This window comes from Acetobacter zythi, from assembly GCF_963921165.1.
Lineage (GTDB): Bacteria > Pseudomonadota > Alphaproteobacteria > Acetobacterales > Acetobacteraceae > Acetobacter.
In genome coordinates, this window is sequence record NZ_CAWUEO010000001.1 from 610,866 (window position 1) to 628,736 (window position 17,871).

The window sequence follows — 17,871 nt, forward strand, 5'->3', positions numbered from 1 at the left end:
AGCCTGAACGAGAGTTTGGAATAGGAGGGGCTACCTGTCTGTCAGATGCCCGACAAAAGGCGCATCAACCGCCCCGTAGGGTCTCTCCACGCGCCCAGTTTTTGAGGAGGGTGACATCCCCCAGCCGGAGCGAACCCCGCCGCTCCCGCGCAAAGGCGCCTTCGCGGATCATGGTATTGAACTCGGTCGAGACCGTCTGCCGGGTTGTGCCCAGCAGGGCTGCCATTTCCTCCATACCAAGGGCGAGCGGCACCACCTGCCCGCGTTGCAGGCCAATGCCAGCGTGCGCAGCACTGCGCACAATATAGCGGGCAATCCGGCCTCTGGCATGGTGGAAGGCAAGGTCTTCGAGCAAGGTCATGGTCTGGCCCAGCACTTTTGCCAGACCGTGGATCAGGGCGTGTTGGAGCGCGGGATGAGAGGTCGAGACCTGCTCCACAGCAATCCGCTTGGCAATAAAAAGCTGGGTTGGCTCGCCTGCCTGCATTTGCAGCCGTGTGTGGGTGCTGAACATATCGCCCCGCCGCAGGTAAGCAAGGCTTAACTCCCGATCAAACGCCAGCAAAAACGCGCGCAGGCAGCCGGTTCTGATCACAAAAATATAATCCGCATCATCCGGCTGGGCCAGCAGTTGCCCACGCTCAAACGCTATCATCTGGAACACGCCGCGCAGCGGGTGTGTGCCCTCATGTTCCAGCAATGCCAAAATGGAGGCCGGACCATGGCTATGGGGCGGCATTATGCGGCCCCAATGCGCAAAAACCAGACCACATGGCCCAACCTCCTTAACGCCGCGTTAAGCCCCCCCAAGCTGCTCTGTCCCTTTTGATAAAGCGGCTTGGGGGGTGCACAGGTCTGTCGGTGGAAAAGCGTGCCTGAACACGCACGCCCTGAACCTAGAACAGACCCAGCTTGTTCTCACTGTAACTGACCAGCATATTTTTGGTCTGCTGGTAGTGCTCCAGAACCATTTTGTGGGTTTCGCGCCCAAGGCCGGATTTTTTGTACCCACCAAAAGCCGCATGGGCCGGATAGGCGTGGTAGCAGTTCACCCACACCCGCCCCGCCTGCAGGCCACGCCCCATGCGGTAACAGGTGTTTGCATTGCGCGACCAAACGCCAGACCCAAGGCCAAAAGGCGTATCGTTGGCAATGGCCAAGGCTTCTTCCTCTGTTCCAAAGGTTGTCACCGCCAGCACAGGACCAAAAATTTCCTCCTGAAAAATACGCATCTGGTTGTGGCCACGGAACACTGTGGGCTGGACGTAACACCCCCTGTTCAGTTCCACACCCAGATCAGGTCTGTTACCGCCTGTGAGCAGTTCCGCGCCCTCGCTTTTGCCAATAGCAATGTAATCCAGAATTTTTTGCTGCTGCATGGTGGAGTTTTGCGCCCCCATCATGGTCTGCGGGTCTAGCGGGTGCCCCTGACGAATGGCCTGAATACGGGGCAAGGCACGGGCCATAAACCGATCGTAAATGGCTTCATGCACCAGTGCGCGGCTGGGGCAGGAGCATATCTGCCCCTGATTCAGGGCGAACATGGCAAAGCCTTCCACCGCTTTGTCCAAATAGTCATCATCATGCTCCATCACATCGGCAAAAAAGATGTTTGGAGACTTCCCCCCCAATTCCAGCGTGGCGGGGATCAGGTTTTCCGCTGCGGCATGGGCTATTGTTTTGCCGGTAGGGGTGGAGCCGGTAAAGGCGATCTTGGCAATGCGCGTGCTGTTGGACAGAGCCGCCCCCACATCGCGCCCAAAACCGTTAACAATATTCAGCGTACCGGGGGGGAAGATGTCCCCAATCAGTTCCATCAGCACCAGCATGCTGGCGGGCGTTGTTTCGGCTGGTTTCATAACCACGCAGTTGCCTGCCGCCAGCGCGGGAGCCAGCTTCCATGCCCCCATAAGAATAGGAAAGTTCCACGGAATAATCTGCCCGACAACGCCCAATGGTTCATGAAAATGGTAGGCAATGGTCGTATCCGTAATTTCGCTTAATGTGCCTTCCTGCGCGCGCAGGCACCCGGCAAAATAACGGAAATGGTCAATCGCCAGCGGAATGTCCGCAGTCAGTGTTTCACGGATCGGTTTGCCGTTATCCCATGCTTCCGCCCGGGCAAGCAGGTCAAGGCTGGCCTCCATACGGTCCGCCGCCCTGAGCAGCAGCAAAGACCGTTCCGCCGCAGCAGTACGCGCCCATAACGGAAAAGCCGCGTGGGCGGCGTCCAGCGCAAGGTCTATATCCTCCACACTGGATTGGGGGACTTCGCACAGAATGCGTCCATCCACGGGGGAGCTGTTTTGCATGTAAACGCCCCTGATGGGTGCTTTCCATTGCCCGCCAATATAATTTTCATAACGGGCCTTGAAGGGCGGTTCCTGATTAACGCTCATGCGATGCTCCAGCACATAAAAAATACCAGCTCATGACCGGTCCGGGCCGGTGCGCAGTAACGAAGCTGGTTCTTGCTGGGAAACAGACGCAAGTTTTGGGCCATAAAGCATGGCCATACCTGCCTATATTGCACAGGGCATGGCCAAAAAACCATGATACCCGTGCTGAGCGGCCCTCATTTTTTTTGAAAACACGAAAAACACCCCACCTCATGAGGGCGGCGGATATGGGCGCATCAGTGTTCTTTTTGCCCCCGCCATCAGACCGTAGAACTGGCGGTTTATCCTGCATTCTGGCGCATAGCCGTGTTAAAAAGAGCACGAAAACAGGCTTCAGGCTGGCAGCATGGTTGCGCAAGCCCGCCAAACATGGCCTAAAGTTCACATGCTTGGCTCCATGGCACCGCATTTTATGACCAGATTGCTGCAAGGCCTGCCCTCCGTGGCAGTCGCCTATCTGTGCTGCACGCCGCTCCTGAATGCAGGTGCGGCATGGGCAGACACGTTGCCACCCTTTGCCCCGGCCACGCCGCTGGTTACAAGCGGGCCAGTCAGCTTTGCCCCCCTTGTGCGCAAGGTGGTCCCTGCCGTGGTCAATATTGCCGTCACGCGGGATGACTTTGCCGCTGACAGCCACCACAAGCTTCCCTCCTCCGTTAAAGGCACACCGCTGGAACGGCGCTACCGCGAACGCATGCGCCACCATGGAGATGAACTGCTTGAAGCCGGGTCTGGGTTTCTGATCGACCCGCACGGCTTTATTGTCACCAATGGTCATGTGGTGGAGGATGCGGATACCATTACCGTATCGCTCGCCAGTGGTAAGGAATTTACCGCAACGCTGGTGGGTATGGACCCGCTGACGGATATTGCCGTTATCAAAATTACCAGCCCCGACGCCCTGCCCTATGTGGAATGGGGCGATAGCCGACAGGTGCAGGTGGGCGACTGGATTATGGCGGCAGGCAACCCGTTTGGTCTGGGGTCATCCGTTACCGCGGGCATTGTTTCGGCCCGTGGGCGCGATATCGGGAGCAGCCCGTTTGATGACTTTTTACAACTTGATGCCCCCATAAACCCCGGCAATTCCGGCGGCCCGACCTTTAACCTTGCCGGGCAGGTTGTGGCGCTGAACACGGCCATTGTCTCCCCCACAGGCGGATCAGTCGGGCTTGGATTTTCCATTCCGTCCGAAATTGTTATTCCCATTGTAGAGACCCTGCGCCAGACAGGCCACATAGACCGCGGCTGGCTTGGCGCCACACTGGACGATATGCAGACCCATAGCGGCGCCAAGGTGACCGAGGTCGACCGCGACAGCCCCGCAGCCCATGGCGGGTTACGCAAAGGCGATGTGATTACCATGCTCAACGGGGAGCACGTGGATACCGCCCGCGCCATGATCCGCGCCATTGCCACCGCCAAACCGGGGAGTGACGCAACACTGGCCATTATGCGCAACACCCACCCCCAGACCCTGACCATACGTGTGGGCCTGCGCCCCTTATCCGAGGATGGTGGGTTCCACTAGGCGCAGGCCAGCACAGCGCCTTTGACCGTTGCCCCGCTCAGATCATGGCCAGCGGCTGTTTGCGGGTGGGGGGTGCAAAGGCGCCATCCAGCTCCGCCAGATCCTGCGGCCCCAGTTCCAGCTCCGCCGCCGCCAGATTAAGCCGCATATGCGCAAGTGTGCCCGCCTTGGGAATAGCCAGCATATTGGGCTGGCGCAGCACCCATGCCAGCGCCACCTGTGCAGGCGTTGCAACTCCGAGCGATGTGGTATGCCGGGCCGCCACACGCCCCAGCACGGGGTTGGCTAGCAATGCCCCACCCTGACCAAGGGGGGAGTAGGCCATGGTAACAACCTTGCGCTGGCTGTCCGCTTGCAGCAGGTCATACTCCACACCCCTGTGCTCCAGACTGTACAGCACCTGATTGACCGCGCATTCCCCCCCATGCGCGCACCGCTCCAGATCACGCATGTCGTCCGTATCAAAATTGGAAACACCCCAATACCGGATCAGCCCTTCGCGCTGGAGTGTGCGAAAAGCCTCCACCGTTTCGGCCAGTGGCACGCTGCCGCGCCAGTGCAGCAGGTAAAGGTCCAGCCTGTCTGTTCCCAAATGCTGCAAAGACCGGCGGCAACTTTGCGCAACGCCCCTGGCGGACGCATTGGTGGGCAGAACCTTGCTGACCAGAAAAACCTGTTCACGCAGGGGGGCTATGGCTTCGCCCACCAGTTTTTCCGAGCGGCCATTGCCGTACATTTCCGCCGTGTCCACCACCTGCACGCCCTGCTCCACCCCATAGCGCAGGCTTGCAATTTCCTCCTCCGCGCGGGCAGCGCAATCCCCCATATTCCATGTTCCAGCCCCCAATGCGGGCAGGACTGTGCCATCTGGCAGGGTTATGGTTTGGACCATGCTGCTTTACTCCTTGTATCCTCACGCCATCAGGCAGCATAAAACAGGCTTGCACCCTGCTTCTGTTCCGCCCCACGGCAAGACTGCTATAGTTGATATATGACCCAGATCGGCTTTTACCACCTGACCCGCACCAGCCTGACAGAAGCGTTACCCATGCTGCTGACCCGCACGCTGGAGAGTGGGCAGAAAGCCGTTGTGTGGTGTGCGGACAAACCGGTGCTGGATGAGCTGGACAAAACGCTCTGGCAAACAGCCAGCCCACGGTGGTTGCCCCACGGCAGCGCGGGCATAGCCTGCCCGGACCTGCAACCTATCTGGCTGAGTACGGGGGATGATTGCCCGAACGAGGCCCGTTTTCTGTTTTTAACGCAAAACCGGCATTGCGCCGACCCAACCCGCTTTGAGCGGATTTTTGACCTGTTTGATGGCCATGACGAAAGTGCTGTGGCCGCAGCCCGCGCGCGCTGGGCACAGGCCCACAAAGCAGGGCATGACCTTGCTTACTGGCGGCAGGAAGACAAAGGCTGGAAGCGCGCGCGCTAGGCCCGCACCTCCAGCAAAAAGCCGCCCGCCCGCATAACCGGGCAGGCGGGGGGCTGGCAGGTTCAGTCCTGTTCAAACCCGTTACGCACAAACCGGTCAAGCAGGCGCACACCAAAGCCGGTCGCCCCTTTGGGCTGGCCATTTTTGGCCTTGCTGGCCCACGCCACCCCGGCAATATCCAGATGCGCCCAAGGTGTTTCCCCCACAAAACGCTTGAGGAACTGTGCCGCAGTAATGGAGCCGCCAGCGCGACCACCGCTGATATTCTGCATATCCGCAATATCGGACTTCAGCAGGGCGTCATATTCCTTGCCCATGGGCATGCGCCACAGCTTTTCACCCGTAAAGGCGCCTGCGTCCGCCAGACCCACGGCCAGCGCATCATCATTGGAGAACAGACCCGCGTATTCGTGGCCAAGCCCTACAATAATGGCGCCAGTCAGGGTTGCCAGATCCACCATCAGGCGGGGGGCAAAGCGGTCACGCGCATACCAGAGCACATCGGCCAGAACCAGACGGCCCTCGGCATCGGTATTCAAGACCTCGATCGTCTGCCCCGATGCGCTACGCACCACATCCCCCGGACGCTGGGCCGTGCCGGAGACCATGTTTTCCACCAGCCCCACAACACCCACAGCATTGACCGCAGCCTTACGCAGCGCGAGTGACGCCATAAGCCCGGTAACTGTTGCGGCCCCGGCCATGTCCCACTTCATGTCTTCCATACCGGCGGCGGGTTTGATGGAAATACCACCCGAGTCAAAGGTAACGCCCTTGCCAATAAAGGCCACCGGGGCATCCCCTTCCTTGCCACCGTTCCAGCGCATGATAACGGTGCGCGGCTCGTTAGCACTCCCCTGCGCCACACCCAGCAGGGCACCAAAGCCAAGCTCGGTCATGGCGGCGCGGTCGAGCACTTCCACCTCCAGCCCGTGGGCGCGCAGGGTTGTGGCCCGCTCGGCAAATTCGGCCGGGTTGAGCACATTGGCTGGCTCGCTCACCAAATCACGCGTTAGCACAACGCCGCGTGCAACAGCCTGAAGGGACGACCAGAGGCCCTCCGCCGCACCTGCGTGTTCGCCCAGCACGGACAGGTCCGCCAGAACGTGCTTTTTGTCGTCTTCTTCCTTGGTCTGGTACAGGCCAAAATGGTAGGCCCCCAGTACCGCACCCAAAGCGACATGAGCCGCCAACGCGCCGGACAGGTCCCCCACAGCCAGTGCAGCCTTGGGCGCGCGGCCCAGCAAGGAGGCCGCAAGACCGCCCGCCTTTTCCGCTGCCCATGCATCCACATCGTCCGTCTTGCCAAGGCCTACCAGCACAATGCGTTCAAAACTGTCCGATGGCGCAAGCACAACGCAGCTTGTGCCACTCTTGCCCTTGAACCCTTCGGCTTTGGCCGCACGCCCCAGTGCGCCGTGGGTCGCCTGATCAAACGCCTGAAAAACAGCGGAGCGTGTGTCCCCTTCTGGTACCAGAATAGCCAGCGCGCCAGCAGTGGGCTGTGTTTGGGTGGAAAATGAAATCTGTAGCATGATTTTGACCGATCTCCCTGAAAACCACATCTTTTCTGCCTAAGTCTCCCACCCTGTCTTGGCAATAGCCACGCAGGCCCGCACCCCCGATTGCACGATAAACATCCCCCATGCACCACAGGGCATGACGGCGGCCCCAAGCTGGCGTATGCTAGGGCCATGAGCACCCTTGCAGATACAGACCTGCTGGCCCTTGCCGCCAGACTGGCCAATGAAGCCGCCGAAATCATCCGCACCATTCGCGCGCGGGGTTTTGAAACCGTGACCAAAACCGACTCCTCCCCCGTAACGGAGGCGGACCACGCGGCAGAGGCCCACATTCTGCGCGGGCTGCGCGCGGCCACACCCGATATTCCCGTTATTGCGGAAGAAGAAGTTGCCGCTGGCCTGCAAGCTTATGCCACCCCCGCCTACTGGCTGGTGGACCCGCTGGACGGCACGCGCGAATTTGCCGCCGGGCGGGACGATTTTACCGTCAATATCGGCCTTGTCCGCAATGGCCATGCAGCACTGGGGGCTATGGCCCTGCCAGCCTACCACCAGCTCTACACCGGTGGGGTGGGTCTGGGCGCGCACCGGCTGGACAAAAACGGGTTGCAGGCCATTCATGTCCGCACAGCCCCACCCGAAGGGCTGACCGTTCTGGCCTCCCGCCATCATGCGGATGACACCCGTCTGGCCGAATACCTGAACGGCAAAAAAATAGCGCATCTGGGCAATATTGGCTCGGCTGTAAAATTTGCCCGTGTGGCCGAAGGACTGGTCGATCTGTACCCCCGCCTTGGCCCCACCATGGAATGGGATACAGCCGCCCCGCAGGCCATTGTGGAAGCGGCAGGTGGCCATATTACCCTGCTGGATGGTTCGCCCCTTATTTATGGCAAAACAGGCTGGAAAAATCCTCCTTTTGTCTGTACCGGAACGCTATAAACAGAGCAGTTTACCCGTAGCCCCTTTACGCAGGGTTCTCCTGTTGCCAAAACATTGCAGCCTTACTGATCGGCCTACGGATTGCGCCCTGTTGCCATGAGAACACCATGACCAGACGTCTGGATGCCACCCAAAGCGGCATTGCCACAGCTGCCAGCATTCTGCGTGCTGGCGGCCTTGTGGCGTTTGGCACGGAAACCGTTTACGGCCTTGGGGCGGATGCCAGCCAGCCGCAGGCCGTAGCCCGCATTTTTGAAGCCAAGAACCGGCCACGCTTTAACCCGCTCATCAGCCATTTTGCCAGTGCGCAGGCTGCGTTCGAGCAGGTTACACCCAACCCTCTGGCGCGCAGGCTGGCACAGGCCTTCTGGCCGGGGCCGCTAACCCTTATCCTGCCCCGCGCACCGGGGTGCTGCATTAGCGATCTGGCGGCAGACGGTCTGTCCAGCCTTGCTGTGCGTGTGCCTGCCAATGCCACGGCCCATGCGCTGCTGGAACTGGTTGATCGCCCCATAGCCGCCCCATCGGCCAACCGTTCGGGCCGGATCAGCCCGGTGGATGCCGCCCATGTGCTGGATGAACTGGATGGCCGCATAGATGCCGTGCTGGATAGTGGCCCATGCACCGTGGGGCTGGAAAGCACTGTGGTGGACCTGACAGACCCGCACGCCCCCTGCCTGTTACGCCCCGGCGGTGTAACACTGGAAGAGCTGCAAACCATCTGCCCGCATATAAGCCTGCCCCATACAGCCAGTGATCTGGCCCCCCATTCTCCGGGCCGCCTGATCTCGCATTACGCGCCGCACCTGCCTGTGCGGCTCAACGCCCTGCACGCTCAGGCGGATGAGGCCCTGCTGGCGTTTGGCGCCCCCCGCCCCACCCTTGCCCCGCTGGTCTGGAACCTGAGCGAGACTGGCAGTCTGGAAGACGCCGCCGCAAGGCTGTTTACCGGCCTGCGCACGCTCGATAGCGAAGGCCAGCGCCTTGGGTTGCACCGCATTGCTGTACAGCCCATTCCCCAGCATGGTCTGGGCCGCGCCATACAGGACCGCCTGAACCGCGCAGCAGCCCCCCGCCCGCAGGACGGAACGGGAGAGATGGCGCCATGACCGAGATTGATCCCAAGGAACTCAAAATTCTGTCGGATATTCTGGCACTGGTGCTGGAAGACCACCCCGGCCAGTCGGACACCGCCTTACAGGCCCTGCGCAACCGCGCGCGCAAAAACAGCACAACGGGTGGTGCGCTTAAAAACCTGTTCCAGACCATTGCAGTCAACCCGTCCAAAGCCAAAAGTGCAACCCGTCCGGCGGGTACACGGGCTTCTGCCAGCAAGTCCAAAACAACGGACATGCCCGACCAGTACCGTGTGCAACTGCGGGAAATGGCAGACAGCATTACCCGGCTGGACCGCAACCTGCGGGTTGCCTACTCCCAGAACGAAACACTTAAATCCGAACTCTACCTGACCCAAAAGTCCCGCGCGGAACTCCAGACCCATCTGGCAACGCTCAAGAGCAGCAACCGCACCCAAAAACCCGTGACCATTGCCATCAGCCTGATTGTGGGCCTGCTGGTTGGGGTTGCAGGCTCGCAGGCCGTGCATGCCCTGTGGCCAGCCCCCATCCACACCGTAGCCGATAACACCCATTATCTTTACTAAAGGGTGGCCAGACCGCCCTTTTACTTTGTCTTTTTTGTGCTTTTGCAGGGAAAACCAGAGCCATGCCCCAAACGCCCCTTCCCCCAACTCTCCATGATGCGCTGGTGCAGGCCCTTGGCCCTTCGGGCGTGCTGACCAACCCGGCGGATACAGAGGCGTTCTGCGTGGACTGGCGCGCCCTCTACCACGGGCATTGCGCCGCAGTACTGCGCCCGGCCAACACCGAGGAATGCGCAAAAGCCGTAGCCCTGTGCCATGCCCACAACGTGCCCATGGTGCCCCAAGGGGGCAACACCAGCATGGTCGGCGGCGCCACACCGGATTCGAGCGGACATGCCGTGGTTATTTCCACCACCCGCATGAACCAGATCCACAGCATTGACCACGCCGACCTGACCATGACCGTGGATGCGGGGGTAACCCTTAAAGCCGCGCAGGATGCGGCCAGTGCGCAGGGGCTTTTGCTCCCTCTTTCCATCTCATCCGAAGGCTCCGCCGACATTGGTGGCATTCTGGCCACCAACGCAGGTGGTAACAACACGGTACGCTACGGCAATGCGCGTGAACTCGCACTGGGGCTGAAAGCCGTACTGCCCGATGGCAACGTGCTGGACCTGATGCGCAAACTCCGCAAGGACAATACCGGCTACGCGCTCCGCCAGCTTCTTGTGGGTTCGGAAGGAACACTGGGGATTATCACCCAAGCTGTTATTCAGCTCCAGCCCGCCCCCCGCTCGCGCGAGACGGCACTTTGCGCCGTGGAAAGCCCCCAAGGAGCACTCAACCTGTTTGCCGCCTTCCGCAAACAGGACCCCTCCGCCATTCATGCGTTTGAATTCATGTCCGGCACATCCATGGCGCTGGTCAACAGCCTGATAGACGGAGCCGCCCTGCCGCTGGATGCCCCGGCCCCGGCCTATGTGCTGGTGGAACTGGCCAGCCCCCGTGCCGATGACAGCCTGCGCAGCCTGATGGAAGATGTTCTGGGCAGCGCGCTAGAAAACGGGCTGGTGACAGACGCCGTTCTGGCCGAAAGCGAAAGCCAGCGCCAGAGCCTGTGGATGATCCGTGAGGAACATGCCGAGGCACAAAAACGCGCGGGCGCATCGGTCAAAAACGACGTATCCGTGCCGCTGGCGGCCATACCGGAATTTATTACCGATGCCACCAAAGCCTGCGAAGCCCTGATCCCCGGTATTCGGGTCGCACCTTTTGGCCATATTGGCGATGGCAACATCCATTTCAATCTGGTGCAACCCGAAGGCGCGGACCCTGCCGCGTTTTTGGCACAGGACCACGCCATGATGGATACCGTGGCCGAGATTGTGCGCAGGCTGGGTGGGTCTTTTTCGGCCGAGCATGGCGTGGGCCAGCTTAAAACCTACATGATGCCATCCTGGCGTGGTGGTGCGGAACTGCAAACCATGCGCCGGATCAAAGCAGCCCTTGACCCGCAGGACATTATGAACCCCGGCAAGGTGTTACCCCCCGCCTGAGCAGACCACACGATCAGAACCGAGGGCGCGCACATGCAGGCCCTCGGTCCATTCTGTCATATCCGCATCAATACGGATGACTTATGGAAAATGCTTTTAGTGACGCCGAAAAGAAAAAGACAGCGTTGGATACCAAAAGCACAGTATTTGCAAAATAAATGCAGGCAGAACAATTAGCCCGGGGTCAAACCCCACCATAAGCATGGCAGCACCTGTTAAAACGGGTGCGGCAATCCGCTCCACTTTAGCGCCCTGCGGCGTGTTACAGGCCAGAACAGAACATACCCCCCCAACACCAAGCGCTCCGGCCGCCATAACAGCATAAAGCGGGTGGGGGGTGGTTTGTGGCGCCAGACCATCATGCACACTGGAGAGGGAGGACAGGTCGGACGACCAGCCTGCCAGCCCGAACAGAAAGGTGAATGGCAGCACAAGCACACCAAACACATCGCGCAGCAGGCCAACAAAGCCCATAACCACTGGGGGCAGCACCACGCATGCCACCCCAAGGGCTACGTCCAGAACCAGCAGGGCAAGGGCGGGCGTAGCCGTATTATTTTTCATTGTGGGATATCCCCAAACGCACAGTCAGGGGTTAGTCCTTCCACCACTTAACAGGCTGCGGCTCTGCCTCTGCCACTACAGCCACACCATCCGCCTGTTCAGGCTCCTTGCGTGGGCGGCCACGGGGTTTGGCGTCCAACTGGCGGCGCAGGGCGGCCATTTCCGCCTCCAGCTCTTCTAACTGGCGGCGTCCGGCACGCATTTCGCGCCCGGCAACAAGCAGTTCCGCTTCACGCTCAGCCAGTTTGTTCTTCTGCTCGGCAATCAGGGCGTCCGCGTGACCAATGCGTGTGGTCAAGCCGCGCTGGGTGGCCTGCATATCGGCCAGTTGGCGTTCGCTTTCTTCCACCTTCAGCTTTTCTTCCGCCAGTTGGCGGCGCAGGCGGGAGAGTTCGCTATTGTCTTCTTCATTAAAATGCACAGCGCGGGACGTGCCTGCAACACGCGGCATGGCGACCGTACGTGGCGTTGTGCGGGCAAGGGAATGCTTTTCCACCTGCACCTCTCCATCACGCACAAAGCGACGACGCTTGTTATTTGCGTTTTCGACGGCGGGGCGAGGTTGCGGAGCAGCAGACTGGCGGGAACGGGCGGAATGTCCAATGCGTTCGAGCGCATTGCGCATGGACGCTTCTTCAAGCCCTTCCTCGTTATCCCTGTCCACAACAGGGGGGGAAAGAAAAGATGATGTATTCATGAATTCAGATGTCACGTTTCAGATATTTTATGGTCTGTTTGAAAGCTGCCAGAAAGCCAAGTGTGCTTTGATATACGTCTGGTTAAAACAGATGCGGAGCAACTGTGTTTATGGCCAGATAGTATGATAAAAACAGAAATATGGCCGCAGCACCGGCAGCAGGGTATTTTACACATTGCCGCGCAGGCAATGTCTGCTGTGGCGTTATATACCATACACCCCCCTTTTTTCCAAGGGGTTGTATGGTCTGGGCCTATTTTTCGTCTTTGGGCACGGGCTGCCACACAACATCGGTCTGCCCGTCATGATTGAAGTGCCGCGCCAGCACAAAAAAGTAATCGGACAATCTGTTCAGTATTTTCAATAAAACAGGGTTCACCCGTTCTTCGCGGGCCAGCGCCACCATGCGCCGCTCGGCACGGCGCACCTGTGTGCGGGTCATATGCGCCATGGCCGCTGGCACGGAACCACCGGGCAGCACAAAGCCCGCAATGGGGGACTGCCGCTGCCGTAGTTCTTCTATCCTGCGTTCAATCACCAGCAGGGCGGCCTCTTCCACGCGGTGCGCGCGCTCGGCCATGGGGCCGTCTTCTGGCAGGCAGATATCCGCCCCCATATCAAACAGCAGATTCTGTACAGCGGTCAGCTGGTGCGCAACAGCATCCCCCGCCGGAGTGTGGGCCTGCACCAGACCAACCAGCGCGTTAATCTCATCCAGTGTGCCAAGCACCTCTATGCGGACCTGATCCTTGGTCACGCGTGACCCATCACCCAAAGATGTGTGCCCGCCATCCCCTCCACGGGTTACAATTTTATCAATCCGTATGCTCATGCCCCATCCCCCTGACACTCCAGCTTATTTCTTATCGCAACAAAACGCATGACCATGCCCGGCGTTGCAGAGACTAAAATTGCCGCCAGAGCGTGGAGCACTATTCCCGTTTGCCACAGACACGCCTATACACGCACCTATGCTGACTGGACCTTTTCTTACACGTCTGTGGCGGATCTGTGGTGCGCTTTTGATCGCCACAGGCACAATTATGGGCGCTCTGACCGCACACCTGCCCGATGCATACTTTGCCGAGGGCGGGCGGATCATGGCGCGCAGCGCCATGGATATGCAGATGTGGCAGGGCATAGCCCTGCTGGCCTTGGGCCTTGGGCTGGCCGGGCGCACCAACCGTGTGCTCCTTGTAGGCGGCTGCGGTGCGCTGGTGGGCACGCTCATGTTCTGTGGTGGTGTGTACGACACAGCCTTTACTGGCCACCATGGCAACCATATTGCCCCCATTGGGGGGAGCTTCCTTATTGTCTCGTGGCTGGTGCTGGCTGTGGGGTGGATGCGCCGCACATGAGCACCTCCATACAGGGCGCATGGCTGGCTGCCGACGGGCTTAAACACGTTTTGCAAGAAGACCTGCTTCTGCGCGGGGTGGAGGTTGTGGACTGGCATGGCATGCTGGCCCTTTCCACCCACAGGCCGGTCTATTCCCCCTGGGCGCTGGATATATGGACTGCCCCGCAGCGCGCCAGCATTACCTCCATCCGCAATGCATCGGATACGCTGCGCGCCATCCAGCGGAACTGGAGCCTGTATGCGGCGGACAACTTCCGCCGGGCCGGGCTGATTGTGCAAAAACTACCACCAGTCAAAGCCGCACCGCTGGTTTTTCCCACTCCCGCGCCCAGCAGTCCGCTTGGGGCATGGACCTTGCTGGACACATCAACCCTGCTGTTCTCGGCCACCAAAAGCAGCCCGTTTGTTAATGGTGCGCCCGAATTTGTGGAAAACCGGACAGACCCGCCCTCCCGCGCGTACCTCAAACTCTGGGAGGCCTGCACCCGCTTGGGCCGTTGGCCCAGCGCAGGCGAGCGGTGTTATGATCTGGGAGCCACCCCCGGTGGCTGGACATGGGCGCTAGCAAGCCTTGGCGCGCAGGTTACCGCGTTTGACCGCGCACCACTGGCGCCATCGGTTGCGGCCATGCCGGAGGTCAGCTTCCAGCAGGCCAGCGCCTTTGGGCTGGACCCCAACACGCTCCCCGCAGCAGACTGGGTTTTTTCCGATATTATTGCATACCCCCAGCGCCTGCTGCGCCTGACCCGTGCATGGATTGATGCCGGGCAGACCAAAAACATTGTGCTGACGGTTAAATTTCAGGGCGAAACCGACCACGAAACCATTGCCGCGTTTGAGGCCATACCCGGTGGCGCACTGGCCCATCTGGCACATAACAAACACGAGTTGACGTTTTTCTGGTCGCAAGATGCCGCCATTAAAGGCGTATCTCCCCTACCATCCTCCATGCCTTAACCCCATAACCCGCAGGAGGGGCGGCTGGTTTTTGCTGGTCGTACCCTAATGCTTTGCCTGCCTGCGCCGGAATATGCGTTCGGCCGCATGCACAACCAGCACGGCCAAAGCAAAGCATACAACAATGAGCGTAATGGCCACGCCCTGCTGGGTCTGCGCGTGCCCGTTAGAGGCTAGAAAACGCAGTACATCGCCCCCCATATGCCCACCTGTTATGGCATCCAGCTGGGGCAAAAAACCCAGTATCCAGCGCAGCACAAACACCAGAATGGCCGTAAGACCAACCGTGGCCCCTGTTTTAAGCAGGGTCAACCGAATGCTGCCATCCACCTGCGCCATACTGGTTAACGGCCACCATCGGGCTGTTCGCCCATTTGCGCCTGATGCTCCTGCACAGATGCTTTTAACCCCGGCACATCCTGCGCCACCAGCGTGTCCACATAGGTGTTGTTCCGCCACACCCAGCGGTCAGAACCATCCACCAGAATGTCTCTGACCCCGCCATGCGTTGTTGGCAGCAGTTCAATCGGTCCACTTACGGAATCCAGAACCTTGGCCCATGCCCCGTTGCGCCTGACATACACATCGGTGGAGCACCCGGCGGACCCACATAGGCTTGCCGCCTGCACCTGCACAAAAAGTGCCGTATTTGCACCATTGGCCGACAGGGGAGCCGAGCCAACCAGCACCAGTGGTTTATCATTATGGCGGGCAGCGGCGGCCAGATCATCCGCATTCAGCACACGGGCGGCACTGTCCAACGCACTACCGCGCTGGTCGGTCAGGGCTACGGGGTCTCCTTTAGCGTGGGCGGCCCCGGCCTGCTGGGCCGAGCCTGTGCCATGCGCAACCGCATAACCGGAAACACCGCAAGGCAGGGCAGACAACCCCGCCAACACACAATACAACCCCACACGATGCTTCAAGCGCACATTCCTTGTTTGACCTGACCAATACGTAACTTTGTGGAGTAGACCCCAAGCATGTCCGAACAGACAAGCACAAATACCACGCCAGCACAGCCCGGGCACCCAAAGCCCGGCCTCTACCGCCATTATAAAGGGGGATTGTACACGGTTCTATGTGTAGGACGCCACAGCGAGACGGAGGAATGGCTGGTCACTTACCGGTGCGACGCACTGGGCACCTACTGGGTCCGCCCGCTGGCCATGTGGCAGCAAACTGTGAACGGCGTGCCACGCTTTGCTTTTATTGGCGCAAACACCCCCACCCAAAGTGGCGCATAGGGCACGGCCCCATACGCCACGGGCAGGATTGATCAGCCCGCCTGCTCAGAAACCTGTGCAATAATTTCTTCCACAATATCCGGGTCGGACAGGGTGGAAAGATCGCCCAGATTGCTCAGGTCATGTGCGGCAATCTTGCGCAGGAGACGGCGGACAATTTTGCCAGAGCGGGTTTTGGGCAGATCCCGCACAACGTAAATCTGCTCAGGCACCGCATAGCGGCCCACCCCATCGGATATGGCGCGGCGCACGGCTGCGGGGTTCAGGCTGCCCTCCGTGCGGGGCACAACAAACACCACCAGCCCCTGCCCCTTCAGGTCATGGGGCACACCAACGGCGGCACTTTCCACCACCTCGGCATCGGTTGCCACGGCATCTTCAATTTCGGCTGTGCCAATACGGTGGCCCGAAACATTGACCACGTCATCCACACGGCCAGTAATCCAGAAATATCCATCCTCCTCACGCCGCGCGCCATCACCCGAAAAGTAATGGCCGGGGCATGTGGTAAAATAGGTCTGGCGGAAACGCTCGTGGTCACGCCACAAGGTCATGGCCTGACCGGGCCATGAGCGGGCCATGCACAAAAGGCCATCCCCTGCACCGTTCACCTCGGTCTGGGTCTGGGCGTCCACCAGCACGGCTTCCACCCCCGGCAGCGGCAAACCTGCCGCCCCCGGTCTGCCCGGCACCTGCCCGGCACTGGCGGTCAGCATGACACCGCCTGTTTCGGTCTGCCACCACGTATCCACCACCGGGCAGCAGGCCTTGCCCACCTCATCATGGAACCACTGCCACGCCTCGGGGCTGATCGGCTCACCCACCGTGCCCAGCACACGCAGGCTGGACAGGGAGCGGCTGCGCACCACGTCTGCATCCTCACGCATGGCGGCACGCACCACTGTGGGGGAGGTGTAAAAGACACTCACATTGTTGCGGTCGATCACATCCCACCAACGGCCCGGCTGGGGCCATGAGGGCAGACCTTCATAGATCAGGATTGTCGCGCCATTGCACAGCGGGCCGTACACAACATAGGTGTGCCCGGTAATCCAGCTTGTATCCGCCGTGCACCAGAACACATCGTTCGGCTGGGCGGCAAACACCACCTCCTGCGTGTAGGACGCCCAGACCAGATACCCACCCGTGCCATGCACCACCCCCTTGGGCCGACCCGTGCTGCCTGATGTGTACATCAGGAACAGCGGGTCGCAGGCATCCATGATTTCTGGCGCGCAATCGGGCATTTCCATTGCCACTTCCGCGGCAAAGTGCAGGTCCCGGCCGGGCTGCATGGGCACCTCTGTGCCCGTTACGGGCACGACCAGCACATGGCGCACGGTGCAACCCGCTCCGCAGGCCACAAGGGCCTCATCCATGGTCACCTTGCTGGGGATGGCCTTGGCCCCACGGCGCGCCACATCGGCCGTAATCACCACAACAGCGCCACTATCCATAAGCCGTTCGGCCAGCCCTTCGGCTGAAAAACCACCAAACAGCACAACATGAATGGCCCCAATGCGCGCGCAGGCCAGCATGGACACCACGCCTTCTGCCACCATGGGAAGGTGAATGGCCACACGGTCCCCCTTGCCAACACCCAGCCTACGCAGCGTGTTGGCAAGGCGGCAGACCTGCGCGTGCAGTTCGCGGTAGGTCAGCACCAGCTTCTGCCCGTCTTCCTGACCTTCCCATATCAGGGCGGCTTTGTCGGGTTGGGTCAGAACGTGGCGGTCAAGGCAGTTTTCCGCCACGTTGAGCTGCCCGTCCGCGTACCATGAAATCCGCACGTCACCGCCAAAATCGGAGCGGGAGGCATGGGAGGGCGCTTTATGCCAGACCAGTCTGCGCGCCTGCGACAGCCAGAAGGCCTCCGGGTCGCGTTGCGCACGCTGCACTTGATCAAGATAGCGATCAGAGACGCCTGTCTCCGTCGTGCAGGGAACTTTATCTTCCACTCGGACTGGTCCTTTCATTTACGTTCTTATTTTGCACCCGAACCAGATGGTGTTTGATCATATCACGCCGCCCGAGGAAAGACATGCCCACCCCCG

19 protein-coding genes are annotated in these 17,871 nt (G+C 60.2%); 9 read left to right on the plus strand and 10 right to left on the minus strand.

Going from position 1 to position 17,871, the window contains the following annotated elements:
* Positions 1 to 64 precede the first annotated feature (64 nt).
* Both AABE20_RS02925 and AABE20_RS02930 read right to left on the minus strand, forming a co-directional pair.
* Positions 65 to 739 carry a Crp/Fnr family transcriptional regulator gene (locus AABE20_RS02925; protein WP_338331733.1) on the minus strand — a complete coding sequence of 225 codons (675 nt, stop codon included), beginning with the start codon at positions 737 to 739 and terminating at the stop codon, positions 65 to 67.
* A gap of 157 nt (positions 740 to 896) precedes the next feature.
* Complete coding sequence (locus AABE20_RS02930; protein WP_338331734.1) at positions 897 to 2,399, minus strand: aldehyde dehydrogenase family protein; 1,503 nt, start codon at positions 2,397 to 2,399, stop codon at positions 897 to 899.
* Between the two features lie 412 nt (positions 2,400 to 2,811).
* Between AABE20_RS02930 and AABE20_RS02935 the strand changes: the two genes are divergently transcribed.
* A complete protein-coding gene (locus AABE20_RS02935) occupies positions 2,812 to 3,930 on the plus strand; it encodes a S1C family serine protease (RefSeq protein WP_338331735.1) in 1,119 nt (372 codons plus the stop codon).
* A 37-nt stretch (positions 3,931 to 3,967) separates the two neighbouring features.
* On the opposite strand, the gene AABE20_RS02940 is transcribed toward AABE20_RS02935, so the two are convergent.
* On the minus strand, positions 3,968 to 4,822 hold the full coding sequence (locus AABE20_RS02940) for an aldo/keto reductase (RefSeq protein WP_338331736.1): 855 nt from the start codon (positions 4,820 to 4,822) through the stop codon (positions 3,968 to 3,970).
* 99 nt (positions 4,823 to 4,921) lie between these two features.
* On the opposite strand from AABE20_RS02940, the gene AABE20_RS02945 reads away from it, so the two are divergent.
* Complete coding sequence (locus tag AABE20_RS02945) at positions 4,922 to 5,368, plus strand: DNA polymerase III subunit chi (RefSeq protein ID WP_338331737.1); 447 nt, start codon at positions 4,922 to 4,924, stop codon at positions 5,366 to 5,368.
* Between the two features lie 62 nt (positions 5,369 to 5,430).
* Here AABE20_RS02945 and AABE20_RS02950 read toward each other — a convergent pair whose 3' ends face one another.
* Positions 5,431 to 6,903 (minus strand): leucyl aminopeptidase, encoded by a 1,473-nt coding sequence (locus AABE20_RS02950; protein WP_338331738.1) that lies wholly within the window; start codon positions 6,901 to 6,903, stop codon positions 5,431 to 5,433.
* Positions 6,904 to 7,062: 159 nt separating this feature from the next.
* Between AABE20_RS02950 and cysQ the strand changes: the two genes are divergently transcribed.
* The 4 genes from cysQ to AABE20_RS02970 all read left to right on the plus strand — a co-directional run bounded on the left by cysQ (position 7,063) and on the right by AABE20_RS02970 (position 10,992).
* Positions 7,063 to 7,833, plus strand: a complete 771-nt coding sequence (gene cysQ, locus AABE20_RS02955; protein WP_338331739.1) for a 3'(2'),5'-bisphosphate nucleotidase CysQ — start codon at positions 7,063 to 7,065, stop codon at positions 7,831 to 7,833.
* Positions 7,834 to 7,940: 107 nt separating this feature from the next.
* On the plus strand, positions 7,941 to 8,942 hold the full coding sequence (locus tag AABE20_RS02960) for an L-threonylcarbamoyladenylate synthase (RefSeq protein ID WP_338331740.1): 1,002 nt from the start codon (positions 7,941 to 7,943) through the stop codon (positions 8,940 to 8,942).
* Entirely contained in the window at positions 8,939 to 9,496 is a 558-nt protein-coding gene (locus AABE20_RS02965; RefSeq protein WP_338331741.1) for a hypothetical protein, read from the plus strand. The genes AABE20_RS02960 and AABE20_RS02965 overlap by 4 nt, the downstream gene beginning before the upstream one ends.
* 62 nt (positions 9,497 to 9,558) lie before the next feature.
* Positions 9,559 to 10,992, plus strand: coding sequence for an FAD-binding oxidoreductase (locus AABE20_RS02970; RefSeq protein WP_338331742.1), 1,434 nt, complete (start codon positions 9,559 to 9,561; stop codon positions 10,990 to 10,992).
* Between the two features lie 96 nt (positions 10,993 to 11,088).
* On the opposite strand, the gene AABE20_RS02975 is transcribed toward AABE20_RS02970, so the two are convergent.
* From AABE20_RS02975 to AABE20_RS02985, 3 genes are all read right to left on the minus strand, one after another.
* Positions 11,089 to 11,556 carry a hypothetical protein gene (locus AABE20_RS02975; RefSeq protein WP_338331743.1) on the minus strand — a complete coding sequence of 156 codons (468 nt, stop codon included), beginning with the start codon at positions 11,554 to 11,556 and terminating at the stop codon, positions 11,089 to 11,091.
* 31 nt (positions 11,557 to 11,587) lie between these two features.
* A complete protein-coding gene (locus tag AABE20_RS02980) occupies positions 11,588 to 12,253 on the minus strand; it encodes a hypothetical protein (RefSeq protein ID WP_338331744.1) in 666 nt (221 codons plus the stop codon).
* Between the two features lie 253 nt (positions 12,254 to 12,506).
* Positions 12,507 to 13,085, minus strand: a complete 579-nt coding sequence (locus AABE20_RS02985; RefSeq protein WP_338331745.1) for a cob(I)yrinic acid a,c-diamide adenosyltransferase — start codon at positions 13,083 to 13,085, stop codon at positions 12,507 to 12,509.
* A 139-nt stretch (positions 13,086 to 13,224) separates the two neighbouring features.
* Between AABE20_RS02985 and AABE20_RS02990 the strand changes: the two genes are divergently transcribed.
* Positions 13,225 to 13,611, plus strand: coding sequence for a DUF423 domain-containing protein (locus tag AABE20_RS02990; RefSeq protein ID WP_338331746.1), 387 nt, complete (start codon positions 13,225 to 13,227; stop codon positions 13,609 to 13,611).
* Positions 13,608 to 14,570, plus strand: coding sequence for an SAM-dependent methyltransferase (locus tag AABE20_RS02995; protein WP_338331747.1), 963 nt, complete (start codon positions 13,608 to 13,610; stop codon positions 14,568 to 14,570). The genes AABE20_RS02990 and AABE20_RS02995 overlap by 4 nt, the downstream gene beginning before the upstream one ends.
* Positions 14,571 to 14,615: 45 nt before the next feature.
* Here the strand turns inward: AABE20_RS02995 and AABE20_RS03000 are convergent, their stop codons facing one another.
* Both AABE20_RS03000 and AABE20_RS03005 read right to left on the minus strand, forming a co-directional pair.
* The gene (locus AABE20_RS03000) at positions 14,616 to 14,909 is read right to left on the minus strand and encodes a hypothetical protein (RefSeq protein ID WP_338331748.1); all 294 of its coding nucleotides are present in this window, start codon (positions 14,907 to 14,909) and stop codon (positions 14,616 to 14,618) included.
* A 5-nt stretch (positions 14,910 to 14,914) separates the two neighbouring features.
* Positions 14,915 to 15,496 (minus strand): hypothetical protein, encoded by a 582-nt coding sequence (locus AABE20_RS03005; RefSeq protein WP_338331749.1) that lies wholly within the window; start codon positions 15,494 to 15,496, stop codon positions 14,915 to 14,917.
* A 57-nt stretch (positions 15,497 to 15,553) separates the two neighbouring features.
* On the opposite strand from AABE20_RS03005, the gene AABE20_RS03010 reads away from it, so the two are divergent.
* Positions 15,554 to 15,817 carry a DUF1653 domain-containing protein gene (locus AABE20_RS03010; RefSeq protein WP_338331750.1) on the plus strand — a complete coding sequence of 88 codons (264 nt, stop codon included), beginning with the start codon at positions 15,554 to 15,556 and terminating at the stop codon, positions 15,815 to 15,817.
* Positions 15,818 to 15,849: 32 nt separating this feature from the next.
* Here AABE20_RS03010 and acs read toward each other — a convergent pair whose 3' ends face one another.
* Complete coding sequence (gene acs / locus AABE20_RS03015) at positions 15,850 to 17,793, minus strand: acetate--CoA ligase (protein WP_408740620.1); 1,944 nt, start codon at positions 17,791 to 17,793, stop codon at positions 15,850 to 15,852.
* Between the last annotated feature and the right edge of the window lie 78 nt (positions 17,794 to 17,871).

What these genes read in the sequence shown, in the direction of transcription:
- AABE20_RS02980 (WP_338331744.1), bottom strand. Translation starts at nt 12,253, where the DNA reads ATGAATACATCATCTTTTCTTTCCCCCCCTGTTGTGGACAGGGATAAC.
- AABE20_RS02940 (WP_338331736.1), bottom strand. Translation starts at nt 4,822, where the DNA reads ATGGTCCAAACCATAACCCTGCCAGATGGCACAGTCCTGCCCGCATTG.
- AABE20_RS02965 (WP_338331741.1), top strand. Translation starts at nt 8,939, where the DNA reads ATGACCGAGATTGATCCCAAGGAACTCAAAATTCTGTCGGATATTCTG.
- AABE20_RS02985 (WP_338331745.1), bottom strand. Translation starts at nt 13,085, where the DNA reads ATGAGCATACGGATTGATAAAATTGTAACCCGTGGAGGGGATGGCGGG.
- acs (WP_408740620.1), bottom strand. Translation starts at nt 17,793, where the DNA reads ATGAAAGGACCAGTCCGAGTGGAAGATAAAGTTCCCTGCACGACGGAG.
- AABE20_RS02990 (WP_338331746.1), top strand. Translation starts at nt 13,225, where the DNA reads ATGCTGACTGGACCTTTTCTTACACGTCTGTGGCGGATCTGTGGTGCG.
- AABE20_RS02975 (WP_338331743.1), bottom strand. Translation starts at nt 11,556, where the DNA reads ATGAAAAATAATACGGCTACGCCCGCCCTTGCCCTGCTGGTTCTGGAC.
- AABE20_RS02945 (WP_338331737.1), top strand. Translation starts at nt 4,922, where the DNA reads ATGACCCAGATCGGCTTTTACCACCTGACCCGCACCAGCCTGACAGAA.
- AABE20_RS03010 (WP_338331750.1), top strand. Translation starts at nt 15,554, where the DNA reads ATGTCCGAACAGACAAGCACAAATACCACGCCAGCACAGCCCGGGCAC.
- AABE20_RS02970 (WP_338331742.1), top strand. Translation starts at nt 9,559, where the DNA reads ATGCCCCAAACGCCCCTTCCCCCAACTCTCCATGATGCGCTGGTGCAG.
- AABE20_RS02935 (WP_338331735.1), top strand. Translation starts at nt 2,812, where the DNA reads ATGACCAGATTGCTGCAAGGCCTGCCCTCCGTGGCAGTCGCCTATCTG.
- AABE20_RS02925 (WP_338331733.1), bottom strand. Translation starts at nt 739, where the DNA reads ATGCCGCCCCATAGCCATGGTCCGGCCTCCATTTTGGCATTGCTGGAA.
- cysQ (WP_338331739.1), top strand. Translation starts at nt 7,063, where the DNA reads ATGAGCACCCTTGCAGATACAGACCTGCTGGCCCTTGCCGCCAGACTG.
- AABE20_RS02950 (WP_338331738.1), bottom strand. Translation starts at nt 6,903, where the DNA reads ATGCTACAGATTTCATTTTCCACCCAAACACAGCCCACTGCTGGCGCG.
- AABE20_RS03000 (WP_338331748.1), bottom strand. Translation starts at nt 14,909, where the DNA reads ATGGCGCAGGTGGATGGCAGCATTCGGTTGACCCTGCTTAAAACAGGG.
- AABE20_RS02995 (WP_338331747.1), top strand. Translation starts at nt 13,608, where the DNA reads ATGAGCACCTCCATACAGGGCGCATGGCTGGCTGCCGACGGGCTTAAA.
- AABE20_RS02960 (WP_338331740.1), top strand. Translation starts at nt 7,941, where the DNA reads ATGACCAGACGTCTGGATGCCACCCAAAGCGGCATTGCCACAGCTGCC.
- AABE20_RS02930 (WP_338331734.1), bottom strand. Translation starts at nt 2,399, where the DNA reads ATGAGCGTTAATCAGGAACCGCCCTTCAAGGCCCGTTATGAAAATTAT.